This is a genomic window from Nocardioides sp. LML1-1-1.1, from assembly GCF_040676175.1.
GTDB lineage: Bacteria > Actinomycetota > Actinomycetes > Propionibacteriales > Nocardioidaceae > Nocardioides.
The window spans coordinates 132,959-145,175 of sequence record NZ_JBEGHK010000005.1 but is presented as its reverse complement, the minus strand read 5'-3'; the positions used below and the strand labels follow the sequence as shown (position 1 = coordinate 145,175).

Sequence of the window (12,217 nt, the reverse complement as noted above, 5' to 3'; positions counted from 1 at the left end):
GAACCTACCCGCGGGCGGAGAGCCCGGCCGAACGGGCCCGGCGCCGCTGCTTGAGCGCCCGGGCGGCGGCCGGTTCGCGGCGGGCGAAGCCGATGACGAGGCCGAGCGCGGCCAGCGTGGGCAGCAGGCTGGAGCCGCCGTAGGAGACGAGGGGCAGCGGGATGCCGATGACGGGCAGCAGCGCGAGCACCATGCCGACGTTGATGATCATCTGGCCCAGCAGCCAGACCACGATGCCGAAGGAGCAGTAGCGGACGAAGGGCTCCTTCGTCTCCCGCGCGACCCGGATGCCGGCGTAGGCGAGCACCAGGAAGAGCGCGATGACGAGCAGCGTGCCGACCAGCCCGAGCTCCTCGCCGAGCACCGCGAAGATGAAGTCGGTGTGCGCCTCCGGCAGCTGGCCCCACTTCTGCTGGCTCGCGCCGATGCCCTCCCCGAAGACCCCACCGCTGGCCATGGCGTAGAGGCCGTGCGCTGGTTGCCAGCCCGTCCCGTGGTAGTCCTTGAACGGATCGGCGAAGTTGTAGATGCGCGCCAGCCGCTCGCCGTCGGTCGCGGCCAGGCCCAGCGCGAGCACGCTGACGCCGGAGAAGGCCAGTGCGAAGAGCTTGCCGGGCGCGCCGACCACCCAGAGCATCGAGACGAGCAGCGCGAAGAACACCAGCGCGGTGCCGAGGTCACGGCCGATGACGACCAGCCCGGTCGCCAGCACCATGCCGGGCACCACGGGCACCAGCATCTGGTGCAGGTTGCCCAGGCGGCGCTCCTTGTTGGCGTAGATGTGGCTGGCCCAGATGATCAGCGACAGCTTCGCGATCTCCGAGGGCTGGATCTGCAGCGGGCCGAGCGCGAGCCAGTTCTTGTTGCCGTTGACCTCGACACCGACCTTCGCGGTCAGCGCCAGCAGCAGCAGCGAGAGCGAGAACGCCGGGTAGGTCAGCCCGCGCACCCAGCGCGTCGAGACCCGGGAGGCGAGGAAGGCGCACGGGACGCCCAGCAGCACCCACATCACCTGCCGTCGTACGACGGTGTAGGAGTCGCCGGTCTGCTGGTAGCTGTAGACGCTGGAGGCGCTCAGCACCATGATCACGCCGATGGTCAGCAGCAGCGCGGTGGCACCGAGGAGCAGGTAGTAGGTCGTCAGCGGCCGGTCCAGTGCGTCCTTGAGGGCGCTGGTCCAGCCCGGACGTCGCACCGCGAGGAGGGAACGGAGGCCGAGACGGAGCTTCTCGGGGTTCGCGGTGGTGATGACGTCCCCCGATCCGGCTGGTTCCTGGCTAGTGCTGACCGACGTGCTCCCGCACCGCGGCGGCGAAGGCGTCACCGCGGGCGGCGTAGTCGGCGAACTGGTCCATCGACGCGCACCCCGGCGCCAGCAGCACGGTGTCCCCCGCCTGGGCGACCCCGGCCGCTGCCGCGACGACGCGTGCCATCCGGTCGTCTCCGACAACGTCCCCAGTCTCGGTGCTGTCCACGTCGATCACCGGCACATCCGGAGCGTGTCGCGAAAGCGCCTGCCGGATCACGTCGCGGTCGCGGCCGATCAGGACGACGGCCCGCAGCCGGTCGCCCACCTGGCGCACCAGGTCGTCGAAGCTCGCGCCCTTGGCCAGTCCACCCGCGACCCAGACCACCGGCGCGAAGGCGGCGAGCGAGGAGGCGGCGGCGTGCGGGTTGGTCGCCTTGGAGTCGTCGACCCAGGTGACGCCGTCGCGCTCGGCGACCACCGCGATCCGGTGCCCGTCGGGCTGGAAGGCGCGCAGCCCGTCGCGCACCGCGGCCTGGCTGACGCCGTGGGCGCGGGCCAGGGCGGCCGCGGCCAGGGCGTTGGCGACGAAGTGCGGCGCCCGTGAGGCCAGGTCGTCGAAGGTGCACAGCTCGGCCGCGCTGGTGGAGCGCTCCTCGATGAAGGCCCGGTCGACGAGGATGTCGTCGACGACGCCGACCATCCCCGGCCCCGGCACACCGAGGGTGAAGCCGATCGCGCGGGCTCCCTCGACCACCTCGGCGTCGCGGACCAGCTGCTCGGTGCCGGGGTCGGCGGCGTTGTAGACGCATGCACGCTCGACGCCGGTGTAGATCCGGCCCTTGTCGCGGGCGTAGGCCGCCATGGCGGCGGTGTCGTCCGCGCCGTCGTACCAGTCCAGGTGGTCCTCGGCGACGTTCAGCACCGCGGCGCTCTCGGCGGCCATCGAGTCGGTGTAGTGCAGCTGGAAGCTGGAGACCTCGACCGCGATCACGTCGTACGGCTCGGGGTCCATGACGGCCTCGGTGAGCGGCAGGCCGACGTTGCCGGCGGCGACGCTGCGCAGCCCGGCGGCGCGCAGGATGCTGTCGAGCATCTGCACGGTGGTGGTCTTGCCGTTGGTGCCGGTGATGCACAACCAGGGTGCGGGCCGCGCGGGGTCGCGCAGCCGCCAGGCCAGCTCGACCTCGCCCCAGACCGGGACGCCGCGCTCGCGCGCGGCCACCACGATCGGCGCGTCGGGCCGGAAGCCCGGCGAGACGACCAGCACGTCTGCCTCGGCGGGCAGCTGTGCGGTGGCGCCCTCGTGGACGTCGATCCGCGCGCCCAGCACCTCCAGCAGCTCGGCCCGCTCGAGGATCTTCGGGCTCACCGACTCAGCGACCGCGTGCACGTCGGCACCGAGGTGCAGCAGGTTGTCGACGGCCGCGGCACCGCTGGCGCCGAAGCCGGCCACCACCGCGCGGACGCCGGCCCAGGAGTCCGTGCGGCCCAGGCTGCTCGGATCGGTCACAGCCGCGAGACCCACTCGGCGTAGAAGATGCCCAGGCCGGTCGCCACGCACAGCCCGGTGATGATCCAGAACCGGATGACGACGGTGACCTGCTCCCAGCCGAGCATCTCGAAGTGGTGGTGGATCGGGGCCATCCGGAAGATCCGCTTGCCCTTGGTGAGCTTGAAGTAGCCCACCTGCATCATCACCGAGACGGTCTCCAGCACGAACAGGCCGCCGAGGATCACCAGCAGCAGCTCGGTGCGGGTCAGGATCGCGAAGCCCGCCAGCGCGCTGCCGAGCGCGAGCGAGCCGGTGTCGCCCATGAAGATCTTGGCCGGCGAGGCGTTCCACCACAGGAAGCCGAAGCAGGCCCCGGTGATCGCCGCGGCGATGATGGCCAGGTCGAGCGGGTCCCTGACGTTGTAGCAGGTGGCGCTCGGCTCGTCCTGGCAGAACTGGTTGTTCTGCCAGATGTTCACCAGCATGTAGGCGCCGAAGACCATCACCGAGGCACCGGCCGCGAGGCCGTCGAGCCCGTCGGTGAGGTTGACCGCGTTGCTGAAGCCGGCGACGAACAGCCAGATCAGCAGGATCGCCAGGATCGTCGGCAACACGAACCAGTCCAGCTCGCGCAGGAAGGAGACCTTCTCGCTCGCGGGGGTGCGGCCGTTCTCGTCCTCCAGCCACGGCGAGAGCGCGAGCGCGCCGAAGACCAGCGCGATCACCGTCTGGCCGGCCATCTTGGCCTTGCTGCGCAGGCCGAGGCTGCGCTGCTTGGAGATCTTGATGAAGTCGTCGAGGAAGCCGACCAGGCCCATCCCGACGAACAGGAAGAGCAGCAGCAGTGCCGACGCGCTGGGCGTCGTCATCGTGATCAGCTTGGCGAGGAAGTAGGCGACGACCGCGGCCAGGATGATGACCACACCGCCCATCGTGGGCGTGCCGCGCTTGGTGTGGTGGCTGGTCGGCCCGTCGTCGCGGATCTCCTGGCCGTAGCCCCAGCGGGTGAACAGGGTGATCACGCCGCGGGTGCCGAGCAGCGAGATCAGCAACGCGATGCCGCCCCCGAGCAGGATGGCTCTCATGGCGTCGTCTCCTCCAGCACCTGCTCGGCAATCCACTCCAACGCGGCGCCCCGGGACGCCTTGACGAGGACGACGTCCTCCGGTCCGGCATTCTGCCGCACCCAGGCCGCGGCATCCTCACGGCCCGCCGTGACGATCACCTCACACGTGCCCTGGGTCGCACCGTCGGCGATGCCGCGGGCGGCCTCGCCCACCACCACGACCACGTCGATCCCCAGCCGGGCGGCGTCCGCGCCGACCGCGCGGTGGCCCGCCTCGTGCTCGCTGCCGAGCTCCTTCATCTCCCCCAGCACCGCGACGGTACGACGGCGCGCGGGTCCGCCGATCGCCGCGAGCGCCTCCAGGGCGGCCCGCATCGAGTCCGGGTTGGCGTTGTAGGCGTCGTTGACCACGACCAGCCCGTCGGCACGCTCGGTGACCTCCATCCGCCAGCGGGAGGCGGAACGGGCGCTGCCGAGCGCCGCGGCGACCTCGGCCAGCCCGAAGCCGGCGCCCAGCGCCATCGCGGCGGCCGCGGCGGCGTTGAGCACCTGGTGGGCACCGACCTCCAGCAGCTGGACGGGGTGCTGCTCGTCGCCGTGCGCGAGCAGGAAGCCGGGCCGGCCCAGCGCGTCGAGCCGGGACCCGGTCCAGCGGACGTCGCCGGACTCGCCGAAGGTGAGCACGGGGGCCTGCGTGCGCGGCGCCATCGCGGCGACCAGCACGTCGTCGGCGTTGAGCACGGCGGTGCCCTCGGCGCCCAGCGCCTCGACGATCTCCCCCTTGGCGCGGGCGATCTGCTCACGGCCGCCGAACTCCCCCACGTGCGCGGTGCCGACGTTGAGCACGGCCGCGACGTCGGGCGGCGCGATCTCGCACAGGTAGGAGATGTGCCCGACCCCGCGGGCGCCCATCTCCACCACCAGGAAGCGGGTCGCGGCGGTGGCCCGCAGCACGGTGAGCGGCACGCCGATCTCGTTGTTGTTGTTCGCGTTGGTCGCGACCACGGCGTCCTCACCGGCCAGGGTGCGCAGCACCGCGGCCAGGAAGTCCTTGGTGCCGGTCTTGCCCTGGGAGCCGGTCATCGCCAGCACGGTCGCGTCCAGCCGGTCGACGACGTGGCGGGCCAGGCGGCCCAGCGCCGCGACGGCGTCGGCGACCACGACCGTGGGCGCGCTGGTCGGGCGGCTGCCGAGCACGGCGTGGGCCCCCTCGGCGTGCACGTGGCCGTCGGTGTGCTCGCCGACGATCGCGACGAAGAGCCCGTCGGGGACCGGGGTGCGGCTGTCGACGTAGGCGGGTCCGGAGACGAGGACGTCCTCGCCGTGCACCGTGCCACCGACGACGGCCGCGATCTCGGACAGGCGCAGCGGGATCATCGGGCGAGCACCTCGCGGACGACCGCGCGGTCGTCGAACGGGTGCACCACGCCGGCGACCTCCTGACCGGTCTCGTGGCCCTTGCCCGCGACCACGACCACGTCGCCGGGTCCGGCGCCGTCGATCGCGGCCGCGATCGCGGCCCGCCGGTCGCCGATCTCGACGACCTCGGCCGATCCACCGCGGGTGCCGGCCAGCACCGCCGCGCGGATCGCGGCCGGGTCCTCCGAGCGGGGGTTGTCGTCGGTGACGACGACCAGGTCGGCCAGCCGGGCGGCGATCTCGCCCATGACCGGGCGCTTGCCGGTGTCACGGTCGCCTCCGGCGCCGATCACGACGACCAGGCGGCCGCGGGTGACCGGGCGCAGGGTGTGCAGGACCGCCTCGACGGCGTCCGGCTTGTGGGCGTAGTCGACCACCACGGTCAGGTCGCGGCCGGTCGGCACCCGCTCCAGCCGGCCCGGTACGCCGGCCGAGGCCGCGAGACCGTCGGCGACCGCCTGCGGGTCGAAGCCCGCCTCGGCGGCGGAGGCGATCGCGGCCAGCGCGTTGGCGACGTTGAAGTCCCCCGGCAGCGGCACGGCGGCGCTGATCCGCACGCCGTCCGGCCCGAGCACGGTGAACCGCGACCCGTCGGCACCGAGCTCGACGTCGGCGACCGACCAGTCGGCGGGACCGTTGACGGCGTAGGTGCGGACCGGGATCGGGGCCTCGGCGGCGAGCCGGCGGCCGTGCTCGTCGTCGGTGCAGACCAGCCCGCGGCTGGCGTGCTCGGGGGTGAAGAGGCTCGCCTTGGCCTGGAAGTAGTCCTCCACGTCGCGGTGGAAGTCGAGGTGGTCGCGGCCCAGGTTGGTGAAGACGGCGACGTCGAAGCGGACGCCGTCGACCCGGCCGAGCACCAGCGCGTGGCTGGAGACCTCCATCGCGCACGCGGTGACGTCGAGCTCGCGCATCCGGGCGAAGAGGCCGTGCAGGTCCGGTGCCTCGGGTGTGGTGAGCGCGGTCCTCACCTCCTCGCCGGCGATCCGCGTCCCGACGGTGCCCACGACCGCGCTGCGCACACCGGCGGCGAGCAGGGCGTCGTCGAGCAGGCGGGTCACCGTGGTCTTGCCCTGGGTGCCGGTGACGCCGATCGTGCGCAGGGCCGCGGCCGGGTGGCCGTAGACGAGGGCCGCCACCGTGCCCAGGACCGCCCGCGGGTCGTCGACGACCAGCACCGGCAGCCCGCTCGCACGGGCGTCGGACTCCCCTGCCGGGTCGGTCAGCACCGCGGCCGCCCCGGCGGCGGCCGCCTGCGCGGTGAACGCGGCACCGTGGGCGCGCGCGCCCGCCAGCGCGGCGTAGAGGTCACCGGCCTGCACCCGGCGCGAGTCCAGGGTGACCCCGCGCAGCTCGGTCCCGGGGTCGACAGGGTCCAGGCCCAGCGTCCGCGCGACGTCGTCGAGGGACGTCAGGTTCGGGTGGACGGGCCGGGTCGGCTGGCTCACCACTCGACCGGGGTCTGGTTGGGCTTGGCACCCGTGGGCGGGACGCCGTAGCGGCGCAGCGTGTAGCTCATCAGCTGCGAGAATGCCGGACCGGCGGTCGAACCGCCACCACTGCCCGCACGCGGGTCGTGGACCACGACGTAGATGGTGAACCGCGGGTTGTCCGCCGGGGCGAAGCCGGCGAAGGAGACGGTCGTGCTGCCGTCGTAGCGGCCGTCGACGACGCGCTGCGCCGTGCCGGTCTTGCCGGCGACCCGGTAGCCCGGGACGGCCGCGCCGGGCGCGACACCCGCGTCGGGGTCGACCACGCGCTCCATCATCAGCATCGTCTCGCGGGCCGCGTCGGCGCTGATCACCCGGCGGGTCTTGGCGACGCCGGTGCCCACCTGGACACCCTTGTCGGTGGTCGCCTCGCCCTTGACCAGCGACGGGTCCACCCGGACGCCGCCGTTGGCGATGGTGTTGACGGCGGCGATCATCTGCAGCGCGTTGACCGACAGCGACTGGCCGAAGGCGATCCGGTCGCCGACCTGGGAGGTCCACGCCGCGCCCTGCGGCAGGATGCCGCGGGTCTCACCCTCGAGCCCGACGTTGGTGCGCTCCCCCAGCCCGAAGGCCGTCAGGTAGCGGCGCAGCTGGCCCCGGCCGAACTGGTCGGCGGCGAGGACGGTGCCGATGTTGGAGGACTTGGCGATGATGCCGGCAAGGGTGAGCCGGATCGTGCCGTGGTCCCAGTAGTCGCCGATCGGCCGGTCCTGGCGTTTGAGCTTGCCCGGCACCCGGAACTTCTGCTCCTTGAAGGCCTTGCCGGCGTCGACCAGCGAGCTGATCGTGAGCACCTTCTCGACGGAGCCGGGCTCGTAGGGATCGGTCAGCGTGGCCGACTTGTAGAGGCTCTTGTCGAAGCGGTAGGGGTCCGCGGCGTCGTACGTCGGGAAGTCGGCCAACGCGAGCAGCTCACCGGTGCGGCTGTCCTGCACGATCGCGGTGCCGGACTCACCACCGGCCTTGACCACGGTCTGCTGGAGCACGCGCTGGACGTAGTACTGCAGCTCGCTGTCGATGGTGAGCTGGAGGTCCTTGCCGTCGACGGCGGGCGTCACCGTGTTGTCGCCCAGCGGGATCTGGTTGCCCGCGCCGAGCTCGTAGCGCGCCTCGCCGTCCTTGCCGGAGAGGTACTTGTTGAACGAGGCCTCCAGGCCGGCCAGTGCCTGCGCGGTGCCGTCGTTCTTCGGCGTGCCGAGGAAGCCGAGGAGGTTGGCGGCGACGTCGGCGTCGGGGTAGATCCGCAGCGGGTCGCGCTCGGACGTCAGCCCGCTGAAGGGGCGGTCCTTGTCGTCCTTGAACAGCTGCCTGACGTCGGCGACGAGCTTCTCCGCCTTGCTCGCGGGGACCTGCCGGGCGACGTACTGGAACTGACTGTCCTTCCTGCGCAGCCGGTCGAGCGTGTCGATGTAGTCGACCCCGAGCCGCTGGGCGAGCAGGGTGGCCAGCTGCGGCGCGACCTTCGCGGTGACCGCGGGGTTGGCGATGATCATCCGGCCGTCGACGGTCTGGGCGAGCGGCTGGCCCTTGCGGTCGAGGATCTCGCCGCGGGTGGCGGGCAGCACGATGTCCTTGGAGCCCTCGGCCGCGGCCATCTGCGCGTAGGAGTGCGGGTCGACGCCCTGCAGCTGCAGGAGGCGGCCGGCGAACACCGAGAGCACGATCGCGATGACGACGAAGCCGACCTTCATGCGCAGCTGCGTCGATCCCCGTCGGGGACGGTTGCCCCGGCGGGTGCGGAGGGGATTCGGTCGGCTCAACGCTCTCGTCCTGGTCGCGGGCAGCGGTCGGGTCCTGCGGACGTCACGACCTTACGGGCGCCGGTCACCAATTCCCGCCGGACGCGCCGTCGGCCTTCCCACCCGCGATCTTGAACTCCGACGGGACCGGCGGGGCCGGCATCTTCAGCGGGAGCCGGTCGTTGCCCGAGGCGGGCGCCGGGGCACCGGTGATCTTGCCGGTCCCGAGGTCGATGACGCCGGCCTGCGAGGGGACCACCATGCCCATCTTCTGCGCCAGCGCGGACACCCGGTCCGGCTTGCCGAGGGCCTGGATCTGCAGCTCCAGCGCCTCCTGCTGGGCGCCGAGGTCGGTGGCCTGGTTCTGCAGCGCCGTCGCCCGGAAGGACGCCTGCTGCATGGAGGTGTTGAAGAAGAGCAGCCCGAGCACGCCGGCCAGCAGGATCACGCTCACGAAGGTCACGAAGGGCACCCGCGGGGCGCGCGAGCGCCGGGCACGGGGCACGACGGTGAGCCGCGCACGCTGCAGCGCCGCCTGGGCGATCCGCGGCGCGACGGTCTGGAGGCGGCGGATCTGCGGTGCGGTGCTGCTCATCTCTCGGCTCCCTTGCTGGACCTGCTCGGGTGGGTCGTGCGGATGCGCTCGATGGCGCGGAGTCGGACGGAGGCGGCACGAGGGTTCTCCTCGACCTCCGTGTCGTCGGCCTGCTCGGCGCCCCGCGTCACCAGCCGGTACGACGGCTCGGCGCCCTCGGGCACGAAGGGCAGGTCGTCGGGGACGTCGAGCCGGGTCGCGTCGGCGAAGACGCGCTTGACCAGCCGGTCCTCCAGGGAGTGGTACGACTCGACGACCACCCGGCCGCCGAGCCCGATCGCCTCGACCGCCGCCGGCATGGCGCGGCGCAGCACGCCCAGCTCGTCGTTGACCTCCATGCGCAGGGCCTGGAAGGTCCGCTTGGCGGGGTGACCGCCGGTGCGCCGCGCGGGAGCCGGGATGACGTCGTACAGCAGGGCGACGAGGCGCCCGGAGGTCGAGAACGGCTCGGTGGCGCGCTCACGGACGACGGCGTCGGCGATGCGGCGGGCCATCTTCTCCTCGCCGTACTCCTTGAGGACCCGGGCCAGGTCGCGGGCGCTGTAGGTGTTGAGCACGTCGGCGGCGGTGGGCCCGGTGGAGCCGTCCATCCGCATGTCGAGCGGGGCGTCCACGGCGTAGGCGAAGCCGCGCTCGGGCAGGTCGAGCTGCATCGAGGAGACACCGAGGTCGAAGAGCACGCCGGCGACCTCGTCGAGGCCCTGGCCGGCGAGCACGTCGGGGATCTCGTCGTAGACCGCGTGCACGGCGGTGAACCGCTCGCCGTACGGCGCGAGCCGCTCCCGGCTCATCGCGAGCGCCTGCGGGTCCCGGTCGATGCCGATCACCCGGGCCCGGGGGCAGCGCTCGAGGACCGCCTCGCTGTGGCCGCCGAGGCCGAGGGTGCAGTCGACGAGGACGGCGCCGTCGGCGTCGAGCGCGGGCGCGAGGAGGGAGACGACCCGGTCGAGCAGGACGGGGACGTGACGGGGGCCGGCCATGTCAGCGTCCCGTGGACCCGAGCAGGTGCGGCAGGACGAGCAGGAGGGCGCAGGCGGTGGACGCCGCGGCGGAGAAGGCCATGAGCAGCAGCACCTCGCGTGCCTGCTCCCGCACGCGCGGCTGCGGGGAACGCTCGTGCGTCCGCATCACGCTCATGGCTTCGACCCCTCGACCCGGTGGAACTGCTGGAAATGCTGGAAATCCGGCGGATCCGCAGAGCCAGGTCCCTGCCCGCTCCCGTGCCCGGTGTTCGGGTGCCTTCTGGTGCCGGGGAAGGTGCCCCAGACGGCGGGGTGTCCTCGGTGTCGTCGGGCCGCCTGGTGCCGGGGAAGGTGCCCCAGGAGGGTGGCGACATCGAGGTGTCGGGAGCGGGAGCGGGCTGAGACCTCGTCCTGCGGATCCGCTGTGCTGTTGTCGGTGCTGCTGGTGGTGCGTGGTGGTGCTGCTGCTCAGTCGTCGTCGTCCTCGTCGAGGTCGGCGAACTCCTCCAGGGCCTCGAGCTGGAACTCGCGCCACGCGGCCGGGTTCCAGATCTCCAGGCGGTCCCGGACCCCGATCACGACGACGTCGCGCTCGAGCCCGGCGTAGTCCCGCAGGTGGGCGGGGATGCCGATCCGTCCCTGCTTGTCGGGGGTGCTCTCGTCACCCCCGGCGAACAGCACCCGGGCGTAGCGCCGGGCGGCGCGGTTGGTCATCGGCCGCGCGGATGCCCGCTCGGCCTCGTCGGCGAAGACGTCCGTGGGCCACACGACCAGGCACTTGTCCTGTCCCTGTGTGACCACGAGGCCCTCCGCCAGTCGATCCCTGAACTTCGCCGGGAGGAAGAGGCGGCCCTTCTCGTCGAGCTTGGGGGTGTAGGTGCCCATGAAGAGCATCGGGCCACCCCCAGCCGTCCTTGCAGACTCCGCGTTCCTCCACTTTCCCCCACAGTACTCCACTTTCCCCCACCGTCAACCACCAACGCTCCCCGAATCGCGGCGCGTCGCTCCCCCGCGCCGCGAGAAAGCCCAGGTCAGCGCCGGTCAGCCCGCCGGGGAGCGGGGTGGAGCGGAGTGGAGGGGAAAGTGGGGAACGGTGGAGCGGCCCGCCCCAGCCACCCGCGCCGTAGGGTTGGAGCCCCTGAGGGAGAGCACGACGAGGAGCTGCCGTGGAGACGCCGACCACCCCACCGATGACGCCGCCACCGGGTCCGCCCGCGCCCCCGGTGGGGAGCACCGCGCCCGCTGTCGCCGACGTCGACACCGTCGCGCGGGTCGCCGCGCAGGTCCGGGCCAACGTGGAGAAGGTCATCGAGGGCAAGGGCGAGGTCGTGGGTGCCGCGATCGTCGTGCTGCTCGCCGAGGGACACCTGCTCATCGAGGACGTGCCGGGCGTCGGCAAGACGATGCTCGCCAAGGCCCTGGCGCGCAGCATCGACTCGACCGTGCGGCGGGTGCAGTTCACCCCCGACCTGCTGCCCTCCGACATCACCGGGGTCTCGGTCTTCGACCAGTCGACGCGCACCTTCGAGTTCCGCCCCGGCGGGGTGTTCGCCAACATCGTGATCGGCGACGAGATCAACCGGGCCTCGCCCAAGACCCAGTCCGCGCTGCTGGAGTGCATGGCCGAGCGCCAGGTCACCGTCGACAACGTGACCTACCAGCTGGAGTCGCCCTTCATGGTGATCGCGACCCAGAACCCGGTCGAGATGGAGGGCACCTACCCCCTCCCCGAGGCCCAGCGCGACCGCTTCATGGCCCGGGTCTCCATCGGCTACCCGGTGACGGCCGCCGAGATGGCGATGCTGTCCAACCACGGCACCGTCAACCCGCTCGACGACCTGGAGCCGGTCACCGACAGCGCCGAGATCCGCAAGCTGTGCGCGATCGTCGCGCAGGTGCACGTCTCCGAGGCCGTCCAGCAGTACGCCGTGGCCCTCACCTCCGCCACCCGTCACCACCCCGAGCTGGTGCTGGGCGCCTCCCCCCGCGCCACCCTGCACCTGGTCCGTGCCGCCAAGGCCCGGGCCGCGCTGCACCGCCGCGACTACGTGCTGCCCGACGACGTACGGGCGCTGCTGCCGATGGTGCTGGCCCACCGCCTGCTCCCCAGCGCCGAGGCCGCCGTCGGCGGGCGCGACGCCGCCGGGATCCTGCAGGCGCTCGCCGCACAGGTCCCCGTGCCCGACCGCCCCACCTCCTGACCAC

General features: G+C 72.6%; 11 protein-coding genes. 1 reads left to right on the top strand and 10 read right to left on the bottom strand.

The window, feature by feature from the left end; genetic code table 11:
- Positions 1-4: 4 nt before the first annotated feature.
- The 10 genes from ftsW to mraZ form a co-directional block, all read right to left on the bottom strand.
- Positions 5-1,195, bottom strand: coding sequence for a putative lipid II flippase FtsW (gene ftsW / locus MRBLML1_RS17970; RefSeq protein WP_364518496.1), 1,191 nt, complete (start codon positions 1,193-1,195; stop codon positions 5-7).
- 82 nt (positions 1,196-1,277) lie between these two features.
- On the bottom strand, positions 1,278-2,774 hold the full coding sequence (gene murD, locus MRBLML1_RS17965) for a UDP-N-acetylmuramoyl-L-alanine--D-glutamate ligase (RefSeq protein WP_414691271.1): 1,497 nt from the start codon (positions 2,772-2,774) through the stop codon (positions 1,278-1,280).
- The gene (gene mraY / locus MRBLML1_RS17960) at positions 2,756-3,826 is read right to left on the bottom strand and encodes a phospho-N-acetylmuramoyl-pentapeptide-transferase (RefSeq protein WP_364518491.1); all 1,071 of its coding nucleotides are present in this window, start codon (positions 3,824-3,826) and stop codon (positions 2,756-2,758) included. Before mraY ends, murD begins: the two co-directional genes overlap by 19 nt.
- Complete coding sequence (locus MRBLML1_RS17955; RefSeq protein ID WP_364518489.1) at positions 3,823-5,184, bottom strand: UDP-N-acetylmuramoyl-tripeptide--D-alanyl-D-alanine ligase; 1,362 nt, start codon at positions 5,182-5,184, stop codon at positions 3,823-3,825. Before MRBLML1_RS17955 ends, mraY begins: the two co-directional genes overlap by 4 nt.
- On the bottom strand, positions 5,181-6,638 hold the full coding sequence (locus tag MRBLML1_RS17950; RefSeq protein WP_414691277.1) for a UDP-N-acetylmuramoyl-L-alanyl-D-glutamate--2,6-diaminopimelate ligase: 1,458 nt from the start codon (positions 6,636-6,638) through the stop codon (positions 5,181-5,183). Before MRBLML1_RS17950 ends, MRBLML1_RS17955 begins: the two co-directional genes overlap by 4 nt.
- 29 nt (positions 6,639-6,667) lie before the next feature.
- Positions 6,668-8,407, bottom strand: a complete 1,740-nt coding sequence (locus MRBLML1_RS17945) for a peptidoglycan D,D-transpeptidase FtsI family protein (protein WP_364518487.1) — start codon at positions 8,405-8,407, stop codon at positions 6,668-6,670.
- Positions 8,408-8,540: 133 nt separating this feature from the next.
- Positions 8,541-9,050, bottom strand: a complete 510-nt coding sequence (locus MRBLML1_RS17940) for a hypothetical protein (RefSeq protein WP_364518485.1) — start codon at positions 9,048-9,050, stop codon at positions 8,541-8,543.
- Complete coding sequence (rsmH, locus tag MRBLML1_RS17935; protein WP_364518483.1) at positions 9,047-10,030, bottom strand: 16S rRNA (cytosine(1402)-N(4))-methyltransferase RsmH; 984 nt, start codon at positions 10,028-10,030, stop codon at positions 9,047-9,049. Before rsmH ends, MRBLML1_RS17940 begins: the two co-directional genes overlap by 4 nt.
- Before the next feature lies 1 nt (position 10,031).
- On the bottom strand, positions 10,032-10,187 hold the full coding sequence (locus MRBLML1_RS17930) for a hypothetical protein (protein ID WP_364518481.1): 156 nt from the start codon (positions 10,185-10,187) through the stop codon (positions 10,032-10,034).
- 293 nt (positions 10,188-10,480) lie between these two features.
- Complete coding sequence (gene mraZ, locus MRBLML1_RS17925; RefSeq protein WP_364518479.1) at positions 10,481-10,906, bottom strand: division/cell wall cluster transcriptional repressor MraZ; 426 nt, start codon at positions 10,904-10,906, stop codon at positions 10,481-10,483.
- Positions 10,907-11,202: 296 nt separating this feature from the next.
- Here mraZ and MRBLML1_RS17920 point away from each other — a divergent pair, with 296 nt between their 5' ends.
- Positions 11,203-12,213, top strand: coding sequence for an AAA family ATPase (locus MRBLML1_RS17920; protein WP_364518957.1), 1,011 nt, complete (start codon positions 11,203-11,205; stop codon positions 12,211-12,213).
- Positions 12,214-12,217: the final 4 nt, after the last annotated feature.